The organism is Streptomyces sp. NPDC028314 (assembly GCF_055565795.1).
Map to the genome: position 1 here is coordinate 21064 of NZ_JBVHTP010000027.1, position 25098 is coordinate 46161.

Consider the following 25098-nt stretch of genomic DNA (forward strand, 5'->3'; position numbering starts at 1 on the left):
TGGCTACCAGCCCTCCAGGGGCGGGGACACATCGCTCGGCGGCGTCACCCACGGCTGGGTCAGCACGGCCCACACCGTGAAGGCCACCGCGGCCGCGAACAGCACCGCCCAGCCGAACCTGCGCAGCGCCCGCCGCCGGCGCAGCAGCCGGTCGCCGCTGGCCGCCGCCGCGGCGGCCAGCCCGAGCGGCACCGCCGGGTGCGGGCCCTCCATCAGCCTGCGGACCTGGGCCGCCTTGCGGTCCGGGAAGGTGCTCATGCCGCCTCCCGGCCGGGTGCGGCGGCCGGGGGTTCCCGCAGCGCCGCGACGGCCCGGTTGCAGAGCGCCTGCACCCGCTCGGCCGGCAGCCCCAGCTGGGCCGCGGTGACCTCCTCCGCGACGCCCTCGTAGATCCGCAGCACCAGGACGAGCCGTTCCAGCGGGCTCAGCCGCGCGAGCAGCCCCGTACCGGCGGGCCGGCGCCACGCGGTGCGGGCGTACGCGGCGCACAGCTCCTGGCGGGTGTAGTCGTACGGGTCGTCCCCGCGCAGCCGGCGCCAGTCGGCGTACGTACGGGCCAGCGCGCCCGCGAGCAGGCGGCGCGCATCGGCCGGGGCGGTCTCGGGTTCCGCCGTCAGCAGGATCGCGACGTGCAGAAGCCGGCCCGCCGCACCCGCGACGAACGCCTCGAACTCCGCGTAGGGCTCCGCCCGGCGGTCCACAGCCCCCATAGCCCACATAGTGCGGCCGGTGGGACCACCCCGGTCAAGGGGTCGGACGCGGCGAGATCCGCGGGGCGTACCGGGAACGGTCCCGGGCGGGGCTCAGGAGGCCGGGCCGGCGTCCGCGACCCGGGCTCAGGAGGCCGGGCCGGCGTCCGCGACCGAGGCCATCAGCTCCGACAGCGACACGTTGAACCGGGTGAGCAGCGAGGTGAACGCCTCGCGCTCCTCCTCCGCCCAGCCGTCGGTCACCCGGGCCATCAGCTCGCGCCGCGAGGAGCGGACCTCCTCCAGCCGCGCCAGCCCGCGCGGGGACAGCGCCAGGACCACGGCCCGGCCGTCCTCGGGGTGCGAGGTCCGCTTGACGAGCCCGCTGTCGACCAGCGGGGCCACCTGCCGGGTGACGGTGGAGGAGTCGATGCCCATTCCGCCGGCGAGCGCCTTGACGCCCATGGGGCCTTCCAGGTCGAGCCGGTTGAGCAGCAGGTAGGCGGCGCGGTCCATCGAGTTGCGGGCCTGGCCGACCCCGCCCAGGCGGGTCTGCTCCGCCCGGCGGGCGAAGACCGCGACCTGGTGCTGGAGCGCGTCGAGGAGACCGGCTTCGGCGGGTGTTTCGGCCACCGTGGGCAGGTCGGAACTGGCCGGGATGGAGGGCATGCCGTGAGCTCTCTTCGCGTGGGTCCGACAAGGATGGGGGACAGAGTACGCGGCTGTGGGGCGGCTCGTACGCCGCGTGAGAGAACTGGTACGGCCGCTGTGTGACGGAGCTCCGGAGCCGTCCCGGATGGCGAGATTTCGCCCCTGTTCGGCACCCTTCCCGGGCCGCCGTCCTGGCCCGCGCCCCGATCCGCGCCGGCTGCGAGACTGGCCGCATGAACTACCGCGTGCCCACGCCCGTCCCGCAGGTCATCCTCGACGACATCCGGGGGGCTCAGAAGATGCTGTCCGGCGTCTCCCGGGTCACCGCGATGGAGGGCAGCCGGCACCTCTCCGCTCTCACCGGCTCCCCGGTCCACCTCAAGTGCGAGAACCTCCAGCGGACGGGTTCCTTCAAGCTGCGCGGCGCGTACGTGCGCATCGCGGGCCTGCGCCCCGAACAGCGCGCCGCCGGTGTCGTGGCGGCCAGCGCCGGGAACCACGCGCAGGGCGTGGCGCTGGCGTCCTCCCTCCTCGGGGTCCGCTCGACGGTGTTCATGCCCGTCGGGGCTCCGCTGCCGAAGGTGGCCGCGACCCAGGAGTACGGCGCCGAGGTGATCATGCACGGGCAGGTCGTCGACGAGACGCTGGCCGCCGCCCAGGACTACGCGGACCGCAGCGGGGCGGTGTTCATCCACCCCTTCGACCACCGCGACATCATCGCGGGCCAGGGCACGGTGGGCCTGGAGATCCTGGAGCAGTGCCCGGAGGTGCGGACGATCGTCGTCGGCATCGGCGGCGGCGGCCTCGCGGCCGGGGTCGCGGTCGCGGTGAAGGCGCTGCGGCCGGACGTGCGGATCATCGGCGTGCAGGCGGCGGGCGCGGCCGCGTACCCGCCCTCGCTGAAGGTCGGCCACCCCGTGTCGGTCGACGATCCGAACACGATGGCGGACGGCATCAAGGTCGGCCGGCCCGGGGACATCCCCTTCAAAATCATCGGCGAGCTCGTCGACGACGTCCGTACGGTGTCGGAGGACGCGCTCTCCAGTGCGCTGCTGCTCTGCCTGGAGCGGGCCAAGCTCGTGGTCGAGCCGGCCGGCTGCAGTCCGGTGGCCGCGCTGCTGAGCGAGCCCGAACTGTACGGCGGCGGCCCGGTGGTCGCCGTTCTGTCCGGCGGGAACGTCGACCCGCTGCTGCTCCAGCGGATCCTGCGGCACGGCATGGCGGCGGCGGGCCGCTACCTGTCGCTGCGGCTGCGGGTGAGCGACCGGCCGGGGGCGCTGGCCGGGCTCCTGGGGGTGTTGTCGGTGGTGGACGCGAACGTGTTGGACGTGAGCCACGTACGGACCGACCCGCGGCTCGGGCTCACGGAAGTGGAGGTCGAGCTGCACCTGGAGACCAAGGGCCCGGAGCACTGTGCCGAGGTCGCGCGGTCGCTGCACGGCGCGGGGTACAAGGTCATGAGCTGAGCCAGGCTCGGCGGCACACGGAAGAGCCCCCGCCCCGGATCCGGTCCGGGCGGGGGCTCTTCCGTGCTGTGGCGGGTGTGCGCCGGACGGCCGGCGCACGGGGTGATCAGCCGGTGAAGGGCTTGACGTCGAGGATCTTGACGGCGGCCTTCTTGCCGTTCGGCAGCTCGTACGAGGCGTCCTCGCCGATCTTCTTGCCCATCACGCCGGTGCCCAGCGGGGACTGCGGGGAGTAGGTCTCGAAGTCCGAGGACGCGTACTCGCGCGAGGCCAACAGGAACTCCATGGTGTCGTCCTCGTCGCCGTCGAAAGCGATCTTGACGAGGGTGCCGGGGGCGACGACGCCGTCGGACGCGGGGGCCGTGCCGACCTTCGCGTTCTCCAGGAGCTGGGTCAGCTGGCGGACGCGGAGCTCCTGCTTGCCCTGCTCCTCCTTGGCCGCGTGGTAACCGCCGTTCTCACGCAGGTCGCCCTCCTCGCGGGCGGCTGCGATCTTCGTCGCGATCTCCGTGCGTGCGGGACCAGAGAGGTAGTCCAGCTCCGCCTTCAGCTGGTCGTACGCCGCCTGGGTCAGCCAGGTGACGCTCTCGCTCGTCTGGGTCACGGGTGCTCCTCGTCGGTACAGGGGACTTCAAAGCCGCCAGCGGCGGACGAAACCACGAGCCTAACAATTCGGGAAGAAAAGGGGGAGGACACCTTGTGTATGAAGTGTGTCATTGCGGGCCGCGGGCTGGCGCTCCGTCCCAGGTCACGCGGTTCCCGCGGGCCATCTCGGGAATCTCCCCGGGCGTGGCGCGGTACTGCTCCGTACGGCCCGCGGGCCACGTACGGACCGGAGACTACCGGGATCCGGCGGCGGCCTGGCAGCCGACGAGCTCGACCATCGCGGCCCGGCCGGTGGTCTTCAGGGAGACGACCTCGTCCACGCGCCCGTTCCTCTGCGGGAAGGTGAAGTCGGCGCGGCCCACCTCACCGTGCCCCTTGTCCTGGGAGCTCAGGGTGCAGACCCCGGTGACCGAGGCGTCCTTGCGGACCTCCAGGTGCACCTTCACCTCGGTGTCCGACACGATCTGGAACTTGATCACCTCGGCGCTGACGCTCTGACCGGCGACGTAGTCCCAGCCGAACCAGCCGACCAGGCCCAGCAGCCCGACGCCGAGCACGGAGCCGACGATCTTGAGCTTCCGGTCCGCGCGCTCGTCCGCCGACCGGCCGTAGCGGCCCTCGGGCAGTCCCTCGCGCACCGTGCTCATTGATCGTTCCTTTCGAGAGGGCCGGATTCCGCTTGTTCCGGGGCCACCCCCGGAATTTTCCGCCCCCCGATTCGGTCACTATAGAAGCCGCCCACCCTGACGAATCACAGAGGATCCTGTCTTGACCGAGCAGCTTCGACTGATGGCCGTCCATGCCCACCCCGACGACGAGTCGAGCAAGGGCGCGGCCACGATGGCCAAGTACGTGTCCGAGGGGGTGCCCGTGCTGGTGGTGACCTGCACCGGCGGTGAGCGCGGCTCCGTCCTGAACCCCAAGCTCCAGGGTGACAAGTACATCGAGGAGCACATCCACGAGGTCCGCGCCAAGGAGATGGACGAGGCGCGCGAGATCCTCGGCATCGAGCAGGAGTGGCTCGGCTACGTCGACTCCGGCCTCCCCGAGGGCGACCCGCTGCCCCCGCTGCCCGAGGGCTGCTTCGCCCTGGAGGACGTGGACGAGGCGGCCGGCCGCCTGGTGAAGAAGATCCGCGCCTTCAAGCCGCAGGTCATCACCACGTACGACGAGAACGGCGGCTACCCGCATCCCGACCACATCATGACCCACAAGATCTCGATGGTGGCCTTCGAGGGCGCGGCGGACACCGAGAAGTACCCCGAGGCAGAGTTCGGCCCGGCGTACCAGCCGCAGAAGCTGTACTACAACCAGGGCTTCAACAAGCCGCGCACCGTCGCCCTGCACGAGGCGCTGCTCTCGCGCGGCATGGAGTCCCCCTACGCCGAGTGGCTGGAGCGCTGGAAGGAGTTCGAGCGCACCGAGCGGACGCTCACCACGCACGTCCCCTGCGCGGACTTCTTCGAGATCCGTGACAAGGCCCTCATCGCGCACGCGACGCAGATCGACCCGGACGGCGGCTGGTTCCGCGTCCCGATGGAGATCCAGAAGGAGGTCTGGCCGACGGAGGAGTACGAGCTGGCGAAGTCGCTCGTGGACACTTCCCTCCCCGAGTCCGACCTCTTCGCGGGCATCCGGGAGAATGCGTAGCTATGAGCGCTACGCAGGCAGCAATCGTCCAGCTCCTTCCGCTGGCCGGGGACACCTTCGACAAGAACAAGGTGACCCCGGGCCTCCTCGGCTTCATCGTGTTCGCGGCCCTCGCCCTCGGTGTGTGGGGCCTGATGAAGTCCATGAGCCGGCACATGGGCCGGGTGGACTTCCAGGAGGCCCCGGACCCGGCAGCAGCCGCCCCCTCGGCGGACCGGGCCCCGTAGGCCCCGCAGGCTCCCGCAGGCCCCGTCGCGGGACCGCACGCCGACCGCCGCCCGCCGTGACACCCGGCGGGGCGGCGGCTTCCGCGCGTCCCGGTCAGCGGCATCCGGGCGGTCAGCGGTATCCGCGCGGCCGCCGGCATCCGGGCGGCCGCCGTGACGGCGCGGCCACCGGCATCCGACGGCGCGGCCGCGCCGTCACGGCGCAGGCGGCACCGGCACCCCCATGATCTCCCGCGAGTGCAGGTTCGGGACCATGCCCAGGCGCCACGCCTGCCAGCCCTCCGCCGGATCCACGCCCCGCCCCAGCACCACCCCGTACGCCTCCAGGAAGTCCTCCAGGCGCCCGTCCCGCAGCGGATGCGGGGCCGCCGCCAGCCGCGCCAGCTCGGCCCGCGCCCCCTCCGGGTCTCCCGGAACGGCGTACGGCAGCAGCGTGCAGCGCAGGAACCGGGCCCAGTCCTCGCCCCGCAGGTCCCCGTACGAGGCGAACAGCCCGGCCGCCTCCTCGCACAGGCCCAGCGCCTGCGACACCCGGCCGTAGCCCGCGTCCACCACCGCCAGCTCCAGGCACGTCCAGCCCTCGCCGTGCGCCAGCCCGATCCGCCGGAAGTCGGCCCGCGCGTCCACCAGCAGCTGACGGGCGAAGCCGGAGTTCTTCAGGTTCCCCGTCTGCGCCGCCCGCTGGTCGCGCGTCACCCGGCCCGAATGGTGACGGGCGTGCGCCAGCCCGTACACGTCCCGCATCCGCGAGAACATCGTCCGGGCCCGCTCCAGCTCCCGGACCGCCGCGTCGCGCTCGCCGCCCTCCTCCAGCGCCTGCCCGAGGTAGTAGAGGGTCCAGGCCTCACCGCGCGCGTCCTCCGCCAGCCGGTGCCGGGCCAGCGCGTCCCGCAGCCGCTCCAGCGCCGGCTCCGGATCCCCGTCGACCACCCGCGCCCGGCCCAGCTGGGTCAGCGCCCACGCCTGGCCGCGGTCGTCGCGCGTGCGCCCGTACAGCTCCAGGGCCCGGCCCAGCTCCCCCTCGGCCCGCTCCACCGCGCCCAGCCGCAGGTACACCTGGCCCAGCTGGAAATGCGCCCAGGCCTCCCCGTGCACGCTCTCGCTCTCCCGGTGGAGGACGAGGGAACGCTCCAGCAGCTCCAGCGCCTCCGCGAGCTGCGCCCGGTCCCGCTGCACCGCCGCCAGCGCGTGCAGCCCCCACGCCCGGTCACCCGCCAGCTCCTCCGGCTCCTGCAGCACCAGCGCCTCCCGCAGGCGGACCGCCGCCTCGGGGAGATTGCCCTGGTGGTGCAGGGTGATGCCGAGCGAGACCAGGGCCATCGCCGCACCCGCCTCCTGCTCGGCCTCCATGTACTGGTCGACCACCGACGTCAAGGTGGTACGGGCCTTGTCCAGGTCACCCAGCTGACGCGCCGCGATGCCCGTACGCCACTGCACCGAGCGGACCAGCCGCCCGTGCGGGCCCGGCTGCCCCTGCCGGCCCGCCTCGACGGACTGCGTCAGCTCGCTGATCTCGCCGAGCCGGTACAGGTCACCGCGCAGCAGACAGAAGTCGCAGAGCGCGCCCAGCAGGTCCAGCACCGCCTGCTGGTCCACGTCCTCCGAATGCCGCAGCGCCGCCGTGATGAAGCTCGACTCGTCGTCCAGCCAGCGCAGCGCCGCGTCGAGCGAGACGAAGCCGTGCCCGCCGAACTGGTTGGCGCGGGTCGACATCTTCCCGTCGACCATCCGGATCACCGAGTCCGCGAGCTGCGCGTAGTTGCGGATCAGCCGCTCGTGCGCGGCCGCCGCCTCCGCCCGGTCCTCGTCCGACGCCAGCCGCGCCGCCGCGTACGAGCGCACCGCGTCGTGCATCCGGTACCGCTCCCCGCGCACGTGGCTCAGCAGCCCCGCCCCCGCCAGCTCGCGCAGCAGCCGCCCCGCCTCCACCTGGTCCGCGTCGATCAGCGCCGCCGCCGCCGACGGGCCGAGCGAGGCCCGCCCCGCCAGCGTGAGCCGCCGCAGCAGCCGGCGCCGCTCCGCGGGCAGCCGTACGTACGCCAGGTCCAGCGCGTGCTCCAGCGTCCCGCCCGGCCCCGGCGCGGCCACGCCGAGCGGGGCCAGCACGCGCAGCGCCAGCGGCAGCCCGGCGCCGAGCTCCAGCAGCCCCCGCAGGGCCTCCTCCCCGTACGGCGCCCCGCCCGCGGCCCGCGCACCCGCCCGCAGCACCTCGGCCGCGTCCGGCTCCGGCAGCCGCGCCACCGCCAGCTGGTGCACCCAGGCCGCCAGATCCGCCGGCAGCTCCAGCGGACCCGGGGCCGTCACCAGCACCAGGCTCTCCGAGCGCTCCGGAACCAGCATCCGCACCTGCGCCGCGTCCACCGCGTCGTCGAGCACCACCGTCACCGGCAGCCCCTGGAGGTGCTGGTGGTACAGCTCCGACAGGCGCCGCACCTGCTGCTCCGCCGACGCCCCCTCGCGGAACAGCAACTGCTCGCGCGGGGCGCCCAGCCGGTTCAGCAGGTGCAGCAGCGCCTCCCGCGTCGACAGCGGAGCCTCCGCGGCCTCGCCGTGCGTCGAACCGCCCCGCAGGTCCACCACGCACGCGCCCCGGAACTGGTCCCGCAGCGCGTGCGCCGCCCGCAGCGCCAGCGCGGTACGGCCCGCGCCCGGCTCGCCGTGCAGCACCACGACCACCGGGCGCGTCTCGGTACTGGCCCGCGCCGCCTGCACCCACTGCGCGATCCGGGTCAGCTCCGCACGCCGCCCCGCGAAGGCCTCCTCCGGCTCCGGGAGCTGCCCGAACGACTGCTCCAGCACGCTGCGCCGCCGGGCCTGCGCACTGCGGTCGGAGCCGCGCAGCACGGGCGGCCCGCCGCCCGCGAGCCTGCCCGTCCCCGCCTGCTTGCCGATGCCGGCCACACCGCCGTTGACCCCGGTCCGGCCGCGCGGCGGGTTGCGCACCGCCGTCGCCACCAGACGCTGCTGCTCCAGGAACGGGCGCACCCCGCGCACCTCCAGCGCCGACAGCCACTGCAGCCGCCGCTGCTCCGGGCCGCCGGGCCGGCCCGCCTCCCCGGCCCGCCGGTTCGCCGCCGGCAGGTGCAGGGCCGTCACCTTGGCCACCGTCGCCGCCGCCCCCGCGACGCCCACGACGAGGCCCGCGCCGAGCGCCGTACCCGCCGCCACGCCGAGCGCCAGGTCCGCGCCCACGGCCGCCGCCGCCCCGACCGCCGTCACCAGCAGGGCCGTCGAGGTGTTCCCGCGCCGGAAGGCCTCGCCGAGGGACTGCTCGCCGGCCGCCGCCTCGTCCAGGGCCCGCACGTAGGCCTCGTACTCCTCGGAGGCGGCCGCGGCGAGCCCGTCCAGCGCCTCCCGGCCGCGCGCCAGCAGCGCCGCCCTGTCGACCGGCGCGTCCGCCGTCGCCTTGCGCGCCTCTTCGTCGACCGCCCGCGCCAGCAGCCGCTCGGCCTCGACGCGATGACTGTCCCGCATCGGCATCCCCCTCAGAGAGCTCGGGCAACGATCCCCAAGTGTCCTGCGGGACGCTGACGAGCGCGAGGGAATCTGAGCTACTTCAGAGGGAACTCGCCACATACGGATACCAGTTGGACTCATCCGCTCGGCCGGGCGCGCGGCCGCACCGCCTAAGGTGGGCCGATGAGGAGACGGCTGGTAACCCGGGTGCCGTGCGCGGTGCTCCTGCTCGCGGCCACGGCCGGATGCGAACAGGCCCCGCCCCCACAGGGGTTCGCCGTACGGTACGAGGAGCCGGCCGCGGGCGACGAGCGCGAGGCGGCCTTCCTGCGGGCGGCGCGGCCGGCCGAGCGGGCCGTGACCGAGCTGAACGGCTACCTCCGCCTCCCCCACCGGGTCACCGTCCTCGCCCGCTCCTGCGCGGGCGAGGGCACCGGCTACGACCCCCACGCCCGCAGCATCGAGCTCTGCTACGACGACCTGACGCAGGAGCGGCAGCTCATGCGGACGGACGACAGGGTCGGCGCGGTCGTCGCGGAGACCGTCTACCACGAGGCGGCCCACGCCCTCGTCGACGCCCTGAGCCTGCCGGCCGGCGACGACGACCGCGAGGAGGAGGACGCCGCCGACCGGTTCGCTGCGCTGATGCTGATCCGCGAGGGCCCGGACGGGGAGCGCAGGCTGCGGATCGCCGCCGAGGAGTACGACCTGGTGGCCGCCGCCGGCCCCGACCCGGACCCCGAGGGCGACGAGCACGCCCCGCCCGCCGCCCGCGCCGCAGCCCACCGCTGCCTCCTGCACGGCGCGGCCCCCGACCGCCACCCCGCCCCGGCCCCTGAGGCCTGCACCCCCGCCTACCCCACCACCCGCGACGCCTGGACCCGCGCCCTGACCCCGCTCCTCCGCCGCCCCTGACCACTGGCCCGCCGACGCCCCTTCGCCGGCGACCGCCCCGTCACGCGCCGCGTGGCCCGCCGTGCGGCAGGATTGGTCTCATGTCGAACCGCCTCGCGAACGAGACTTCCCCCTACCTCCTCCAGCACGTCGACAATCCGGTCGACTGGTGGCCCTGGTGCCCGGAGGCGTTCGAGGAGGCGCGCCGGCGAGGCGTACCCGTTCTGCTGAGCGTCGGGTACAGCTCCTGCCACTGGTGCCACGTGATGGCGCACGAGTCCTTCGAGGACGAGCTGACGGCTGCCTACCTGAACGAGCACTTCGTCGGCATCAAGGTGGACCGCGAGGAGCGGCCCGACGTGGACGCCGTGTACATGGAGGCCGTGCAGGCTGCGACCGGGCAGGGCGGCTGGCCCATGACCGTGTTCCTGACCGGGGACGCCGAACCCTTCTACTTCGGCACCTACTTCCCGCCCGAGCCCCGGCACGGGATGCCCTCCTTCATGCAGGTGCTCGAAGGCGTGCGCACCGCCTGGGCCGGCCGGCCCGAGGAAGTCGCGGAAGTCGCGCAGCGGATCGTGCGGGACCTGTCGGAGCGGCAGCTGGACTACGGCAAGGCCGGCACCCCCGGGCCCGAGGAGATGGCACAGGCCCTGCTCGCGCTGACGCGGGAGTACGACGCCGCGCGCGGGGGGTTCGGCGGCGCGCCGAAGTTCCCGCCGTCCATGGTGCTGGAGTTCCTGCTGCGCCACCACGCCCGCACCGGGTCGGAGGGGGCCCTGCAGATGGCCTCCGACACCTGCGAGGCGATGGCCCGGGGCGGGATCTACGACCAGCTCGGCGGCGGGTTCGCCCGGTACTCCGTGGACCGGAACTGGGTGGTGCCGCACTTCGAGAAGATGCTCTACGACAACGCGCTGCTGTGCCGCGTCTACGCGCACCTGTGGCGGGCCACCGGATCCGACCTCGCCCGGCGCGTCGCCCTGGAGACCGCCGACTTCATGGTCCGCGAGCTGCGCACCCGCGAGGGCGGCTTCGCCTCCGCGCTCGACGCGGACAGCGAGGACCCGCTCAGCGGGAAGCACGTGGAGGGCGCGTACTACGCCTGGACCCCCGCGCAGCTGCGCGAGGTGCTGGGCGAGGCGGACGGGGACGCGGCCGTCGCCTGCTTCGGGGTGACCGAGGAGGGGACCTTCGAGCACGGCACCTCCGTCCTGCAACTCCCGCAGGACGGGCCCGTCCTGGACGCCGCCAAGGTCGCCGACATCAAGGCGCGGCTGCTCGCGGCGCGGGCCGCGCGGCCCGCGCCCGGCCGGGACGACAAGGTCGTCGCCGCCTGGAACGGGCTGGCCGTCGCGGCGCTCGCGGAGTGCGGCGCGTACTTCGAGCGGCCCGACCTGATCGAGCGGGCCACCGAGGCCGCCGACCTGCTGGTGCGCGTCCACTTCGACGCGTCGGCCGGGCGGGCCCGCCTCGCCCGGACCAGCAGGGACGGGAAGGCGGGCCCCAACGCCGGTGTCCTGGAGGACTACGGCGATGTCGCGGAGGGGTTCCTCGCGCTGGCCTCGGTCACCGGCGAGGGGGTCTGGCTGGAGTTCGCCGGGTTCCTCGTCGACCTGGTGCTGGACCTGTTCACCGCCGAGGACGGCTCCCTGTACGACACCGCCCACGACGCCGAGAAGCTGATCCGGCGCCCGCAGGACCCGACGGACACGGCGGCGCCCTCGGGCTGGACCGCCGCCGCCGGAGCGCTGCTCTCGTACGCCGCGCACACCGGCTCCGAGGCGCACCGCACGGCGGCCGAGCGGGCGCTCGGGGTGGTACACGCCCTCGGGCCGCGCGCCCCGCGCTTCATCGGGCACGGGCTGGCGGTCGCGGAGGCACTGCTGGACGGTCCGCGCGAGGTGGCCGTCGTCGGCCATCCGGAGGATCCGGGGACGGCGGCGCTGCACCGGACGGCGTTGCTGGGTACGGCTCCTGGGGCGGTCGTGGCGGTCGGTCTGCCGCGCGCGGCGGACGGGACCGGAGGGGAGTTCCCCCTTCTGGCCGAGCGCACACTGGTGCGCGACCTTCCGACGGCGTACGTGTGCCGCCACTTCGTCTGCTCACGTCCTACGACCGAACTAGTTGAGCTGGCAGAGCAGTTGGGGGCGGTTCGTCCCTGAAGCATCCGGAGTGCCGTCAATTCCGGTTGTCGTACGTCAACTCGGAAACGTGGTTTTTATCTGGGCAGCGCCTCAGCTTCATTTTCGCTGCCTAGTCTCGTGTCTTCGGGACTGACCGAGACGCGCACTGGGGGGTGCGCACGAGGGGGAAGCGGAGGCGGCGGGCCGGGGGGCCCGCCGACTGCCTCCGGGGGGTTTTCGATTCGCCGCCTGGGGTTGCGGCATGTCTGTGGGGGACAGTTTGTACACTTCTGTGTTCATTTCTGCCATTTCGCTGGCACTCTTCTGGATGGCCGCCTTCACCCTGTGGTGGCAGATGCACGCGTGGCGCACACCGGAGACGCTCGCGTCCACGCGCTTCGACCGGCCCGACGGAGGCGGCCGCCTCGCCTTCTCGCTGCTGCTGCCGGCCCGGCACGAACAGGCCGTCCTGGAGCACACGATCGACCGGCTGCTCGAATCGGGCCACAGCGACTACGAGATCATCGTCATCGTCGGCCACGACGACCCCGAGACCGCCGCCGTCGCCGAGCGCGCCGCCGCCCGCGCGCCCGGCCTGGTCCGGGTCATCACCGACCACAACGAGGTCAAGAACAAGCCCAAGGCCCTCAACACCGCCCTGCCGCACTGCCGGGGCGACATCGTCGGGGTCTTCGACGCCGAGGACCAGGTCCACCCCGAGCTCCTCGCCCACGTGGACCACGCCTTCCGCGCGACCGGGGCCGACGTGGTCCAGGGCGGGGTCCAGCTCATCAACTTCCACTCCAGCTGGTACAGCCTGCGCAACTGCCTGGAGTACTTCTTCTGGTTCCGCTCCCGGCTGCACCTGCACGCCGAGAAGGGGTTCATCCCGCTCGGCGGCAACACCGTCTTCGTCCGCACCGACGTGCTGCGCGAGGCGGGCGGCTGGGACCAGAACTGCCTCGCCGAGGACTGCGACCTGGGCGTGCGGCTCTCGTCGGTCGGCAAGAAGGTGGTCGTCGCGTACGACTCCGACATGGTCACCCGCGAGGAGACGCCCGGCTCGCTGATGAGCCTGCTCAAGCAGCGCACCCGCTGGAACCAGGGCTTCCTCCAGGTCTACCGGAAGAAGGACTGGCAGCAGCTGCCCGGCCGCGGCCAGCGCTGGCTGGCCCGCTACACCCTGATGACCCCGTTCATGCAGGCCGCCTCCGGGGTGATCATCCCCGTCAACTTCGCCGTCGCCGTCCTCCTCGACGTGCCCGTCGGCATCGCGATCATCACCTTCCTGCCCATGATCACGGCGATGGTGACCTTCGTCTTCGAGATCGTCGGACTGCACGACTTCGGCCGCCAGTACGGCCTGCGCGTGCGGTTCGTCCACTACCTCAAGCTCGTCGTCGGCGGCCCCTTCTACCAGGTGATGCTGGCCGGCGCCGCGATCCGTGCGGTCTGGCGCGAGCAGCGCGGCCGCAACGAGTGGGAGCTGACCAGCCACACCGGCGCCCACCTCACCCATGCTCCGACCGCCACCGCGCACACCGCGCCCACCGCGATCCGAGAGGACAGCCACCAGTGACCGCCACCCTGCCCACGGCCACTGATCCCCAGCCCCAGTCGGCCAAAGCCGCAGCCGCCACTGCTGCCGCCACCGCCACCGCCCCTGCCTCCGCCGCCACCGGCACCGCCACCGCGCCCCGGGTACCCGCCCAGCGAAGCCCCGGCGGACTCGGAGTCCGCCCGCCCGCCCCGGCCAGACCCCTCGCCCGCTTCCGCTCCTCCCGTCCCGATCTGCTGCTCTGCGGGACGCTGCTGCTCGCGATCGTCCTCGTACAGGGCTGGAACATCACCAATTTCCCCACCCTGAGCGACGACGAGGGCACCTACCTCGCCCAGGCCTGGGCCGTCCAGCAGGGCGACGGCCTCGCCCACTACACCTACTGGTACGACCACCCCCCGCTCGGCTGGATCCAGATCGCGGGCCTGACGTACCTGCCGTCCCTGTTCGTGCCCGACTGGATGACCGTCGCGCCGATGCGGTTCTCCATGCTCGCCGTCTCCGCCGTCAGCTCCGTCCTGATGTACGTCCTCGCGCGCCGGCTCTGGCTGCCGCGCTGGGCGGCCGGACTGGCGATGGGCCTGTTCGGGCTGTCCCCGCTGTCCGTCGTGCTCCAGCGGGAGATCTTCCTCGACAACCTCGCCGTGATGTGGATGCTGCTGGCGTTCTGCCTCGCCGCGTCCCCCAGCCGCCACCTGTGGCACCACTTCGGCTCCGGACTGGCCGCCGCCACCGCCGTCCTGACGAAGGAGACGATGCTGGTGGTGCTCCCGGCCCTGCTGGTGACGATGTGGCGCCACAGCCACCGCGACACCCGCAAGTTCGCCGTCACCGGGGCCGTCACCGCCTGCGCGCTGATAGGGATCTCGTACCCGCTCTACGCCCTGCTCAACAGCGAACTGCTGCCCGGCGCCGGACACGTCTCGCTCATCGACGGCATCACCTACCAGATGAGCCGCCCGGGCTCCGGCTTCATCCTCACCCCCGGCACCGGTTCGAACGGCGTGTTCACCTCCTGGCTCTACTACGACACCGTCCTGCCGCTCGGCGGACTGGCCGGCGCCGTCCTGCTGCTGGCCACCCACCGCTGGTCCGTCACCGCCCGGGCGCTCGCCGGACCCGCGCTGGCCGCCGTGATCCTCGGCATCGTCGCCATGCGCCCCTCCGGCTACCTCCCCGCGATGTACGTCATCCAGGCCCTGCCGTTCCTCGCCCTGGTCCTCGCCGGGGGCGCGGCCAGCATCACGCACGCCGTGCTGCGCCGCCGCCGTACGCCGGGGGAGGGCAGGCCGCTGGTCTGGGGCCGGCGCGCACTGATCGTCGTACTGGCCGCGTCCGCCGCGGTGTACGTGCTCCCGCGCTGGTACGACGGAAACCGCACCGCGCTCACGGTCGACGCGAACGCCCCCTACCGGCAGGCCGCGGCCTGGCTCGGCAGCGAGGTCGCCGAACCGGCGGACACCCGGATCCTCGTCGACGACGCCCTGTGGCTCGACGCCGTCAACCACGGATTCGAACCGGGACTCGGCGCCATTTGGTTCTACAAGGCCGACCTCGACCCCGCCGTGACCAAGACCCTGCCGGGCGGCTGGAGGGACATCGACTACGTGGTTTCCTCCCCCACCGTGCGTCGAGATGCGGTGGACCTGCCCAACGTGAAGGCTGCGCTTGAGCATTCGACCGCGGTGGCCGTCTTCGGTTCGGGCGAGGACCGCATCGAGATCCGGCGGACCGACCGCGAGAGTGGGAGCTGAACCACCATGAGCGAGGACCTGTGGCCCCCGCATGCCCTGAGTGATCCGGAGGTGATTGCTCCGGCCGTGCTTCCCGAAGAGGAGAGGCCCGCCTCCGGGAGCGTCACCCTCATCGTCCCGACCTTCAACGAGTCCGCGAACGTCGCCGAACTGCTGAGCCGACTCACCGGCTCGATGCCCGCACACCTGCCGTGCGAGGTGCTGTTCGTCGACGACTCCACCGACGACACCCCGGCCGCCATCGAGAAGGCGGCCGGCGACTGCCCCTTCCCGGTGGCCGTCCTGCACCGCGACACACCCGAAGGCGGCCTCGGCGGAGCCGTCGTCGAGGGCGTCAAAAGGGCCGCCTCCGACTGGGTCGTGGTCATGGACGCCGACCTCCAGCACCCGCCCCACCTGGTCCCAGAACTCGTCGGCGAGGGGACGCGCACGGGCGCCGACCTCGTCGTCGCCTCCCGCTACATCCCCGGCGGCAGCCGGGCCGGACTCGCCGGCAGCTACCGCGTGGCCGTCTCGCGCGCCGCGACCTGGCTGGCCAAGGGCCTCTTCCCGCGCGCCCTGCGCGGCATCAGCGACCCCATGAGCGGCTTCTTCGCGATCCGCCGCTCGGCCGTCACCGCCGAGGCCCTCAAACCGCTCGGCTACAAGATCCTGCTGGAGCTGGCGGTCCGCAGCCGCCCCGCGAAGGTCGCCGAGGTGCCGTTCGTCTTCCAGGAGCGGTACGCGGGCGAATCCAAGTCCACCGCCCGGGAAGGCCTGCGCTTCCTCGCGCACCTGGCCGCGCTGCGCTCCGCGACCCCGCTCGCCCGGATGATCGGCTTCGGGCTGATCGGGCTCTCCGGCTTCGTACCGAACCTCGGCGCGCTGTGGCTGCTCACCCACGCCGGCATGAACTACCTCGCCGCCGAGGTCGTCGCCAACCAGGCCGGCGTCCTGTGGAACTTCCTCCTCATCGAGACCCTGCTGTTCCGCGACCGCCGCCACCGCCACTGGGCCGACCGGGTCGGCCGCTTCGCGCTGCTCGCCAACGCCGACCTGCTGCTGCGGATCCCGCTGATCGCGCTGTTCGTCGCCAAGTTCGGCCTGGCCGTGCTGCCCGCCACCGCGCTCGCGCTGGTCACCACCTTCGTCCTGCGCTTCGTCGCCACCGAGGCCCTCGTCTACCTGCCGCGCAAGCCACGCCCGGCAGCAGCACCCACCACCAGGAGTTGAGCCGCACCGAAAGGACTTCCGCATGCGTCTGAAGATCCGGCGGCGGGCAGGGCGGCGGGCCGCCCTGACAGCCATCGGGGCGATGGCCGCGGGCCTGCTGCTGAGCGCACCGCAGCAGGCCACGGCCGTAGCGCCCAATCTGCTCACCAATCCCGGTTTCGAGACCGCCGGAGCAGCCGGCTCCGACATGCCGTCCTGCTGGTCCAAATCCGGCTGGGGCGACAACGACTTCACCTTCGCGACCGTCGCCGACGCGCACACCGGCACCAAGGCCATGAAGGTCTCGCTCACCCGCCGGCTGGACGGCGACCGCAAGGCCCTGGTCACCGAGAACGCCACCTGCGCGCCGACCGTGGTCCCGGGCCGGCAGTACGACCTGTCCGCCTGGTACAAGTCGAACACCCCCGACGTGTCGGTGACCGCCTTCCGGCACGACACCACCGCCGGCTGGCAGTACTGGACCGACCTGCAGAATCCGCCGGTCAGTGCCGGATGGGCGCGCACGGAGGTCCGTACGCCCGCGGTGCCCCCCAACACCGACAAGATCGCGTGGGGGCTGTCGGTGTACGGGGTGGGCACGCTCACCACCGACGACTACGCGCTGGAGGAGGTCGGAGCCCTCCCGCCGCAGCCCGCCTGTACGGGCACGCCGGAGCAGTGCGCCAAGGGCCGTTGGGAGGTGATACCGGCGCAGAACCCGGTGCGCTCGATGCACGCGGTGGTGCTCCGGAACGGCAAGGTGCTGCTGATCGCGGGCTCGGGCAACGACATCGCCCAGTTCAACGCGGGCACCTTCACCTCCGCCGTGTACGACCCGGCGAACGGCAGCTTCAAGACCATCCCGACGCCCGTGGACATGTTCTGCTCGGGGCACGTGCAGCTGGCCGACGGCCGGGTGCTGGTGATGAGCGGCAACAAGGGCTACCCGTCCGCGGACGGCACGGTCGGCTACCAGGGGCTGAAGGACTCGTACATCTTCGACCCGGCCACCGAGAAGTACGTGAAGACGAACGACATGAACGGCGGGCACTGGTACCCGTCGGCGACGATCCTCGGCAACGGCGACGTCATCTCCTTCGGCGGGCTGAAGGAGGACTCCACGGGCAACGTGACCGCCGAGAAGTTCTCGGCGGCGCAGGGCAAGTGGCTGCCGATGAACGAGGTCAACCAGACCTGGTCCTACTGGGGCCTGTACCCCTCGATGATCCTCATGCAGGACGGCCGGCTCTTCTACTCGGGCAGCCACACCTTCGGCAACGGCACCCAGGGCAGCGGCGCCTCCGTCTACGACTACGCCGCCAACACCATCACCGACGTGCCCGGCCTGCGCAAGAAGGACGAGCGCGACGAGTCGGCGAGCGTACTGCTGCCCCCGGCGCAGGACCAGCGGGTCCTGACCATCGGCGGCGGCAACAACGAGTCCAACCCGGCGGCGAACCGGCTCACCGACCTCATCGACCTCAAGGCGGCGAACCCCGCCTACACCGCGGCCCCGGACCTGCCGCAGGGCCTGGTCGACGTCGGCGCGGGCAAGCGTCCCCAGACCGGCGCCGAGGGCAAGATGTACGTGTCCGCCGTGCTGCTGCCGGACGGCAAGGTGCTGGAGACCGGCGGCGGGCTGCACGACCGGGCCGACCCGGTCTACGAGGCCTCCTTCTTCGACCCGGTGTCCAACACCTACCAGCCGGGCCTCGCCGCCGACCCGATCCCGCGGACCTACCACTCGGGCGCGTTCCTGCTGCCCGACGGCCGCGTCATGTCGGTCGGCGACAACCCCGGCAACGGCACGTACAACCACGCGGTGTCGATCTACACCCCGCCGTACCTCTTCAAGGGGCCCCGGCCGAAGCTCACCTCGGTGCTCGACACGGAGTGGGTGTACGGGGACACCCAGCGGATCACCGTCGACCGGCCCATCGCCAAGGCGGAACTGATCCGCCCGGCGGCGGTCACCCACTCCTCCGACCCGAACCAGCGCTTCGTGGACCTGCCGATGACCGTGGTCAACGGCACCACCGTCGACCTCAACGTCACCAGCAACCCGAACCTGGCCCCGCCGGGCTGGTACATGCTCTTCGGGGTCGACGCGAACGGCATCCCCTCGGTCGCCACCTGGGTCCACCTGGGCGGCGCGCCCGCGCTGGCGAAGACCGCCGTCGGCGGCGAGCAGCCCTCACCGCACGTGCACGACTTCGCGGACTCCCTCAAGGCGGCCCCGAAGACCAACCCGGCCAAGCGGGACTCCGTCCCCGTCGCGCCCGGCGTGGCCGGCTGCGACCGGCACTACGGCACGGTCAACCTCTGCGTACCGACGAGGTTCCCGGCGGAGGTGAAGGAGACGACGAAGGCCCGCTGCGACTGGCTGGCCTCCCACCAGTACCCGAAGCGGATGAAGATCAACGGCAGCGACCCGCTGCGCCTGGACCCCGACCGCGACGGCTACGCCTGCTGAACGGCCCGACCGGTCACTGCCGACCGCACCTGGAGGCAACGGGACCCCGCCGCGGCGCGCGGCGGGGTCCCGTTGCCGTGCTCGGCTGCTCAGTGCTGGTACGCGGCGAGCGAGATGCCGACGTAGTGGGCGACGAAGGCGGCCAGGGTCAGGGAGTGGAAGACCTCGTGGAAGCCGAAGAAGCGGGGCGAGGGGTTGGGGCGCTTCATGCCGTAGATGACCCCGCCGACGCTGTAGAGGAGGCCGCCGACGATCACCAGGACCAGGACCGCGATCCCGCCGGCCCGCATGAAGTCGGGGAGGAAGAAGACGGCGGCCCAGCCCATCGCGATGTAGCAGGGCGTGTACAGCCAGCGCGGGGCGCCGACCCAGAAGACGCGGAAGGCGATGCCGGCGGCCGCGGCGATCCAGACCGCCCACAGGAGCGTCCGTCCGGTGGAGTCCGGGAGGAGGAGGACCGTCAGCGGGGTATAGGTCCCCGCGATGATGAGAAAGATGTTGGCGTGATCCAGCCGTCGCAGGATGGCTTCGCCGCGGGGCCCCCAGGTCCCGCGGTGGTACACGGCGCTCACTCCGAAGAGCAGGCAGGCCGTGAGGACGTAGACCCCGCAGGCGACCCGTGCGCTGGTCGAGTCGGTGAAAGCCATCAGCACCAGGCCCGCGATCACCACGGCGGGGAACATCCCGGTGTGCAGCCAGCCCCGCATCAGCGGCTTGACCTCCGGAACGGCCGTTTCGGCCACGGCAGCGGCGTCAGATGTCATGGCGGACATGGTATCTACGGGTCCGTAGGTTTCCGTTAGTCCTCTTTACGGAAGATTGACGCGAGTGGTGATGCTCACGTGAGAAGCCCCCTGGACATATGCGCACATGCACCGGATGATCAGATGAGTGCGGTCGGCACCGGATGAGCGGAGCGCGAAGCGTCCGGGTCGCGGCCCCCACGGGGCATACACCAAACAAACCCCTCAACAAGGAGCAATCGTGGCGCGCGACAACGCGGCTCCCACTTCCAACCCGACGAACCACCAGGAGTTGATCTCCTGGGTGGAGGAGATCGCAGCCCTCACCCAGCCGGACCGCGTCGTCTGGTGCGACGGCTCCGAGGCCGAGTACGAGCGCCTGTGCGAGGAGCTCGTCTCGAAGGGCACCTTCACGAAGCTCGACGAGGGCAAGCGACCCAACTCGTACTACGCCGCCTCCGACCCCTCCGACGTCGCGCGCGTCGAGGACCGGACCTTCATCTGCTCCGAGAAGGAGGAGGACGCGGGCCCGACCAACCACTGGAAGGCCCCGGCCGAGATGAAAGACATCTTCTCGGGCGAGAAGGGGATCTTCCGCGGCTCCATGAAGGGCCGGACGATGTACGTCGTCCCCTTCTGCATGGGCCCCCTCGGCTCCGAGCTCTCCGCCATCGGCGTCGAGATCACCGACTCCGCCTACGTCGCCGTCGCCATGCGCACCATGACCCGCATGGGACAGCCCGTCCTCGACGAGCTCGGCACCGACGGGTTCTTCGTCAAGGCCGTCCACACCCTCGGCGCTCCGCTCGCCGAGGGCGAGGCCGACGTGCCCTGGCCCTGCAACACCACCAAGTACATCTCGCACTTCCCCGAGACCCGCGAGATCTGGTCCTACGGCTCGGGCTACGGCGGCAACGCCCTGCTCGGCAAGAAGTGCTACGCCCTGCGCATCGCGTCCGTCATGGCCCGCGACGAGGGCTGGCTGGCCGAGCACATGCTGATCCTCAAGCTCACCCCGCCGCAGGGCGAGGCGAAGTACGTCGCCGCCGCGTTCCCGAGCGCCTGCGGCAAGACCAACCTGGCCATGCTGGAGCCCACGATCCCCGGCTGGACCGTCGAGACCATCGGTGACGACATCGCCTGGATGCGCTTCGGCGAGGACGGTCGCCTGTACGCGATCAACCCCGAGGCCGGCTTCTTCGGCGTCGCCCCCGGCACCGGCGAGCACACCAACGCCAACGCCATGAAGACGATGTACGCCAACACCGTCTTCACCAACGTCGCGCTCACCGACGACGGCGACGTCTGGTGGGAGGGCATGACCGAAGAGGCACCCGCCCACCTCACGGACTGGAAGGGCAACTCCTGGACCCCCGCGTCCGAGACCCCGGCCGCCCACCCCAACGCCCGCTTCGCCGTCCCGGCCTCCCAGTGCCCGACGATCGCCCCCGAGTGGGAGGACCCCAAGGGCGTCCCGATCTCCGCGATCCTCTTCGGCGGCCGCCGCGCCTCCGCCGTGCCGCTGGTCACCGAGTCCTTCGACTGGAACCACGGCGTCTTCATCGGCTCGAACATCGCCTCCGAGAAGACCGCCGCCGCCGAGGGCAAGGTCGGCGAGCTGCGCCGCGACCCCTTCGCCATGCTGCCGTTCTGCGGCTACAACATGGGCGACTACATGGCCCACTGGGTCAAGGTGGCCGCCGACAAGGACCAGAGCAAGCTCCCGAAGATCTACTACGTGAACTGGTTCCGCAAGAACGACGCGGGCAAGTTCGTGTGGCCCGGCTTCGGCGAGAACAGCCGCGTCCTGAAGTGGATCGTCGAGCGCCTCGACGGCAAGGCCGAGGGCGTCGAGACCCCCATCGGCATCCTGCCGACCGTGGACTCCCTCGACACCGACGGCCTGGACCTCCCCGCCGAGGACCTGGAATTCCTCCTCACCGTCGACAAGGAGATCTGGCGCGACGAGGCCGCCCTGGTCCCCGAGCACCTGAACACCTACGGCGACCACACCCCCAAGGAGCTGTGGGACCAGTACCACGCGCTGATCGAGCGCCTGGGCTGACCCCGGCCACAGAGCTGACGCGGGAGTCCCCGACCTAGGATTCCCTACGACCTTCCAAATAGGTCGTGTGCGTCTGCTGACGGCGGGCCTCCGTTTCACGGAGGTCCGCCGTCATGCGTTCCGCCTCGCCGAACAGCACCGACAGCTGCCGCTCCAGGTGCCGCTCCGGCGACTCACCGCCCGCAGTGAGCCGCGTCCACCAGCGCGTCCGGTCGTACGTGTCGACGCACTCCGGGACGTCCAGCCGGATCGCCCGCGACAGCGCGTGCACCGCCTCCGGCTCGGTGGCCAGAACATCCGCCACCCACCCCGGATCCAGCAGCGCCTCGTACAGCTCCAGCAGCTCACTCAGCTTCCCCCCGGCCGCCGGCGGCAGCTCGACCTCCGCCAGATACCCGCGCAGCCGCCCGAAGTCCTCCCGTACCACGCCCAGTTGCCCGACGGGATCCGGGAAGCCGGGGGGTGGGACCCGCTCCGGCGGAGCGATCAGCGCACCCGCGCCGTAGAGGCCCGCGACCACCACCGGCCAGTACGCACCCGCCAGACCCGTCAGGGCCAGCACCACCCCGGCCACCCCGCAGGCACTGCCGGCCAGGTTCTTCCGCGACTCCAGATAGGCCAGCGCCCGGCTCCCCCTACTGGTAGCCACGGATCTCCTCGAAGGCCCCGTCCAGCGAGCCGTTCCCGTCGGTCGCGTCGAACAGCCGGCCCCCGGTCAGCTCCGTGATGTGCGACAGCTCCTTGCGGTCCGAATCCCCGAACAGCACCGCGAAGACCGGTGTGTGTTTCTGGCCCTCCGGCAGTCCGGCGTAGAAGGAGTCGAAGTCCTGCACCTTGTCCCCGCTCTGCCCGTCCGTCATCAGCACGATCGAGGTGAACGCGTCGGCGTTCCCCTTCCCCAGGTGCTGGTACGCCGCCCGCAGGCTGCCGTACACGGCCGTGCCCCCCTCCGGCTGCAGCGACTTCACGTCGCCCCGGATCGCGTCCAGGGAAGGCCCGGGATCGCCCGGCTCGACGACGTGCGTCAGCACCTTCTTCACCTTGTCACCGAAGGGCAGCAGCGTCACCTCCTCGCGGTCCCTGAATCGCTCCCCGGTACCGGAACTCCCCGTCCCGGTAAGGTCGGTGAGGGCGGACTTGAGCCGCCCGATACGGTTGTCCTCACCCATCGAGCCCGAGGTGTCCAGCACGTACACCGTCCGCGAGGGCCGCCGCAGCTCGTTCTCGTACGAGGCCAGCAACCCGTCCGCCACCGACCGCGAACCAGGGAACGGCAGCTCCCGCCGCTTGTCCTCGCCCAGCCCCCGCCCCACGGCCACCCCCGGAGTCACCGGCCGCCGGAACGTCTTCTCCGTGATCTCCTTCTGGGCCCCGGCGCCCCGCAGGTACTCGGTCAGCGCCCGGCCCGAATCCCGCGCGCCGACCGGGGCGGACGCCAGCAGGGTCAGCGGGTAGTGCGCGGTCACCACCCCGTCGCGCGGCCGGATCACCGTCAGGGGCTCCTTCGCCCGGACGTTCATCGACAGCAGCACGGACTCGTAGTTGACCAGCGCGTCCACATCGTCGCGCTTGGCGTACGCGGTCGTCAGCCAGCCCGAGGAACCCGAGGTCAGCTTCTGCCCGGCGAAGAACTCCTTCAGCCGCGGCCGGGACTTCTGCACATCGGCGTCCGTCAGCGCCGCCTGCGCGCCCGACAACCCCGAAGCCACCGAGATCAGCGCCGAGAAACCGGAGTTGGACCGCACCGGATCCGTCATCCCGTACGTCAGCTTCCCGGCGGCGACGGCCTCGTGCACCGCCGACCAGGTCACCTCCTGCGGCTTCCAGCCGAGCCGGGCCAGCGCCTGCGGCTTCACACCGAGCGCGACCGGCGAGGACATCACCGGCGTCTCGCTGCTGAGCTTGCCGGCCGCCTCCGGGCGCAGCCGCAGATAGTCGTTCGACGACAGCCAGACCGCGTCGTACTTCCCGTCGGCCTTCCCCGAAGCCACCTGCTCGGCGGCGTCCAGCGTGCCCGACCAGGTGAACTCGACGGTGACCCCAGTGGCGGCCTTCGCGGCCTTCAGTACCGGCTCCATGTCGGTCAGTTCGCTGGACGCCAGCACCCGCAGCCTGCCCGGCTGGTACTTCGTCTCCTTGGGCGCGTCCGGCCCCGGGCCCGGATCCGCCGACGTACAGGCCGCGGCCCCCAGCAGGGTCGCGGCGAGCGCGACGGCCGCCGCCAGGCGCCTGCGCACGCGTGCGGTGCGCAGGCTCATCGGTCGCGCGCTCACCACGGGCGCGCTCACCACGGGCGTGCTCACGGGTCGCGCGCTCATCGCTCGCCGCCTTCCAGGGTGCTCGCCGTACGGGTGCGGGCCAGGTGGGCGGAGGCCGTCCGCAGCTCGCCGGTCAGGGACTCCACGGTCGCCGCCATGTTCTCGGTGGCCTGGACCTTGAACGTGTCGATCGCGTCGAGCGTCCGGTAGATCTGAGCGAACGCCGTGCGCAGCGTCTCCGCGCCCACGGCCGGATCCGCCGCGATCCGCTGGATCTCCCCGCTCTGCGTCGACAGCATCTGCGCGTTGCCCCGGATCAGCTCCTCGGTCGTCCCGCGCAACGCGTCGACCTGCTCGGCCACCTTGCGCTGGTTGTCCAGCGCCGAGGCCAGCATCACCGCGATCCGCAGCGCCGACACGGTGGTCGTCGCCGCGCGGTCGACACCCTTGATCAGCTCGTCGTTGTTGCGCCGGACCACGTCCATCGCCAGATACCCCTGCGCGCACACCGCCAGCTGCGTCAACAGGTCCTGGTGCTTCTGCCGGACCGGGAAGAGCACGTCCGCCCGCAGCACGTCTGCCCTCAGCCCGTCCGCCGGCAGCGCGTCCGCCTGCTGCGGATCCGTGCGCTCTGCCTCCGCGATCCGCTCCTCGACGGCCGCGTCCAGGGCCTCGGCCAGCACCGCGTACTCCTGGAGCCTGCCCATCGTCTCCCAGAGCCGGGCCCGCTCCGTGTGCAGAGCCGCGTTGTCGCGGCGCAGCTCGTCCTGCCCGCCGCGCAGCGCGCCGACGATCCGGTTGAGCGTGGCCTGGGAGGAGGCGTACCTGGCCACGTGGTCGCGGAACCTGTTGCCGCCCGGGAGCTTCGCGAGGAGCCCCCGCACCCCCTTGGCGGCCGTGTCCCGCGGGTCCAGGTCCTCGACGGTGCGCCGCAGTTCGACCAGCGAGCCCGCCACCCGGGCCTGCGCGTCGCCACCGCCGTCCGAGCCGAGCGAGCGCACCACCCGCTCCAGCATCCGGTTCGACTGCTGCGCGGCGCTGCGGATGTCCGCCGCACCGAGGCCGGTCAGCTCCCCGATCCGGTGGGCGAACTCGGGGGAGCGGGCGTCGACGCCGGCGAGCGAGCCGACGTACTCCCCGGCCCGGCGGGCCATCTCCTCGCGCACCCCGTCGTCCAGCGGGACGAGGCCGCCGGCCTGCTCCCGCCTGACGGGGGCGACGGGCTCGGGAGCGGTGAGGACGAGCGGGCCCGGCGGGTCGCTGTCGGGGTGTGTCGGTGTCATCGTGGTCC

The 25098-nt window shown here is 72.3% G+C and carries 20 protein-coding genes; 10 read left to right on the forward strand and 10 right to left on the reverse strand.

Annotation, left to right across the window (positions count from 1 at the left end):
• Window positions 1–3: 3 nt before the first annotated feature.
• The 3 genes from ACZ4TG_RS37750 to ACZ4TG_RS37760 all read right to left on the reverse strand — a co-directional run bounded on the left by ACZ4TG_RS37750 (window position 4) and on the right by ACZ4TG_RS37760 (window position 1358).
• Complete coding sequence (locus ACZ4TG_RS37750; RefSeq protein WP_468172842.1) at window positions 4–258, reverse strand: hypothetical protein; 255 nt, start codon at window positions 256–258, stop codon at window positions 4–6.
• Window positions 255–710 (reverse strand): sigma factor-like helix-turn-helix DNA-binding protein, encoded by a 456-nt coding sequence (locus tag ACZ4TG_RS37755; RefSeq protein ID WP_468172845.1) that lies wholly within the window; start codon window positions 708–710, stop codon window positions 255–257. Before ACZ4TG_RS37755 ends, ACZ4TG_RS37750 begins: the two co-directional genes overlap by 4 nt.
• Before the next feature lie 126 nt (window positions 711–836).
• A complete protein-coding gene (locus ACZ4TG_RS37760) occupies window positions 837–1358 on the reverse strand; it encodes a MarR family winged helix-turn-helix transcriptional regulator (RefSeq protein ID WP_468172847.1) in 522 nt (173 codons plus the stop codon).
• A 215-nt stretch (window positions 1359–1573) separates the two neighbouring features.
• Here ACZ4TG_RS37760 and ilvA point away from each other — a divergent pair, with 215 nt between their 5' ends.
• A complete protein-coding gene (ilvA, locus tag ACZ4TG_RS37765; protein ID WP_468172850.1) occupies window positions 1574–2806 on the forward strand; it encodes a threonine ammonia-lyase in 1233 nt (410 codons plus the stop codon).
• Between the two features lie 106 nt (window positions 2807–2912).
• On the opposite strand, the gene greA is transcribed toward ilvA, so the two are convergent.
• Both greA and ACZ4TG_RS37775 read right to left on the reverse strand, forming a co-directional pair.
• Entirely contained in the window at window positions 2913–3410 is a 498-nt protein-coding gene (gene greA, locus ACZ4TG_RS37770) for a transcription elongation factor GreA (protein WP_468172853.1), read from the reverse strand.
• A gap of 235 nt (window positions 3411–3645) precedes the next feature.
• Window positions 3646–4059: a DUF4307 domain-containing protein gene (locus ACZ4TG_RS37775; RefSeq protein ID WP_468172855.1), complete on the reverse strand. Its 414-nt coding sequence runs from the start codon at window positions 4057–4059 to the stop codon at window positions 3646–3648.
• A gap of 121 nt (window positions 4060–4180) precedes the next feature.
• On the opposite strand from ACZ4TG_RS37775, the gene mca reads away from it, so the two are divergent.
• Window positions 4181–5062 (forward strand): mycothiol conjugate amidase Mca, encoded by an 882-nt coding sequence (gene mca / locus ACZ4TG_RS37780; RefSeq protein WP_468172858.1) that lies wholly within the window; start codon window positions 4181–4183, stop codon window positions 5060–5062.
• A gap of 2 nt (window positions 5063–5064) precedes the next feature.
• Window positions 5065–5289 carry a hypothetical protein gene (locus tag ACZ4TG_RS37785; RefSeq protein WP_468172861.1) on the forward strand — a complete coding sequence of 75 codons (225 nt, stop codon included), beginning with the start codon at window positions 5065–5067 and terminating at the stop codon, window positions 5287–5289.
• 195 nt (window positions 5290–5484) lie between these two features.
• Here the strand turns inward: ACZ4TG_RS37785 and ACZ4TG_RS37790 are convergent, their stop codons facing one another.
• Window positions 5485–8763 carry a tetratricopeptide repeat protein gene (locus ACZ4TG_RS37790; RefSeq protein WP_468172864.1) on the reverse strand — a complete coding sequence of 1093 codons (3279 nt, stop codon included), beginning with the start codon at window positions 8761–8763 and terminating at the stop codon, window positions 5485–5487.
• A gap of 165 nt (window positions 8764–8928) precedes the next feature.
• On the opposite strand from ACZ4TG_RS37790, the gene ACZ4TG_RS37795 reads away from it, so the two are divergent.
• The 6 genes from ACZ4TG_RS37795 to ACZ4TG_RS37820 all read left to right on the forward strand — a co-directional run bounded on the left by ACZ4TG_RS37795 (window position 8929) and on the right by ACZ4TG_RS37820 (window position 18741).
• Window positions 8929–9660, forward strand: a complete 732-nt coding sequence (locus ACZ4TG_RS37795; protein WP_468172867.1) for a DUF4344 domain-containing metallopeptidase — start codon at window positions 8929–8931, stop codon at window positions 9658–9660.
• Window positions 9661–9740: 80 nt separating this feature from the next.
• A complete protein-coding gene (locus ACZ4TG_RS37800) occupies window positions 9741–11804 on the forward strand; it encodes a thioredoxin domain-containing protein (protein WP_468172870.1) in 2064 nt (687 codons plus the stop codon).
• Window positions 11805–12045: 241 nt separating this feature from the next.
• Window positions 12046–13344 carry a glycosyltransferase gene (locus ACZ4TG_RS37805; RefSeq protein ID WP_468172873.1) on the forward strand — a complete coding sequence of 433 codons (1299 nt, stop codon included), beginning with the start codon at window positions 12046–12048 and terminating at the stop codon, window positions 13342–13344.
• Window positions 13341–15077: an ArnT family glycosyltransferase gene (locus ACZ4TG_RS37810; protein WP_468172876.1), complete on the forward strand. Its 1737-nt coding sequence runs from the start codon at window positions 13341–13343 to the stop codon at window positions 15075–15077. Before ACZ4TG_RS37805 ends, ACZ4TG_RS37810 begins: the two co-directional genes overlap by 4 nt.
• Before the next feature lie 6 nt (window positions 15078–15083).
• Window positions 15084–16289 carry a glycosyltransferase gene (locus ACZ4TG_RS37815; RefSeq protein ID WP_468172879.1) on the forward strand — a complete coding sequence of 402 codons (1206 nt, stop codon included), beginning with the start codon at window positions 15084–15086 and terminating at the stop codon, window positions 16287–16289.
• 22 nt (window positions 16290–16311) lie between these two features.
• Window positions 16312–18741, forward strand: a complete 2430-nt coding sequence (locus tag ACZ4TG_RS37820; protein WP_468172882.1) for a galactose oxidase-like domain-containing protein — start codon at window positions 16312–16314, stop codon at window positions 18739–18741.
• 89 nt (window positions 18742–18830) lie between these two features.
• Here ACZ4TG_RS37820 and trhA read toward each other — a convergent pair whose 3' ends face one another.
• Window positions 18831–19514 carry a PAQR family membrane homeostasis protein TrhA gene (gene trhA / locus ACZ4TG_RS37825; RefSeq protein WP_468172885.1) on the reverse strand — a complete coding sequence of 228 codons (684 nt, stop codon included), beginning with the start codon at window positions 19512–19514 and terminating at the stop codon, window positions 18831–18833.
• Window positions 19515–19725: 211 nt separating this feature from the next.
• On the opposite strand from trhA, the gene ACZ4TG_RS37830 reads away from it, so the two are divergent.
• Complete coding sequence (locus tag ACZ4TG_RS37830) at window positions 19726–21549, forward strand: phosphoenolpyruvate carboxykinase (GTP) (protein ID WP_468172888.1); 1824 nt, start codon at window positions 19726–19728, stop codon at window positions 21547–21549.
• 34 nt (window positions 21550–21583) lie between these two features.
• On the opposite strand, the gene ACZ4TG_RS37835 is transcribed toward ACZ4TG_RS37830, so the two are convergent.
• From ACZ4TG_RS37835 to ACZ4TG_RS37845, 3 genes are read right to left on the reverse strand one after another with little or no spacing between them, the layout of a single operon-like run.
• On the reverse strand, window positions 21584–22198 hold the full coding sequence (locus ACZ4TG_RS37835; RefSeq protein WP_468172891.1) for a hypothetical protein: 615 nt from the start codon (window positions 22196–22198) through the stop codon (window positions 21584–21586).
• A complete protein-coding gene (locus ACZ4TG_RS37840) occupies window positions 22185–23807 on the reverse strand; it encodes a substrate-binding and vWA domain-containing protein (RefSeq protein ID WP_468172917.1) in 1623 nt (540 codons plus the stop codon). The genes ACZ4TG_RS37835 and ACZ4TG_RS37840 overlap by 14 nt, the downstream gene beginning before the upstream one ends.
• A gap of 56 nt (window positions 23808–23863) precedes the next feature.
• Entirely contained in the window at window positions 23864–25090 is a 1227-nt protein-coding gene (locus ACZ4TG_RS37845) for a toxic anion resistance protein (protein WP_468172894.1), read from the reverse strand.
• Window positions 25091–25098: the final 8 nt, after the last annotated feature.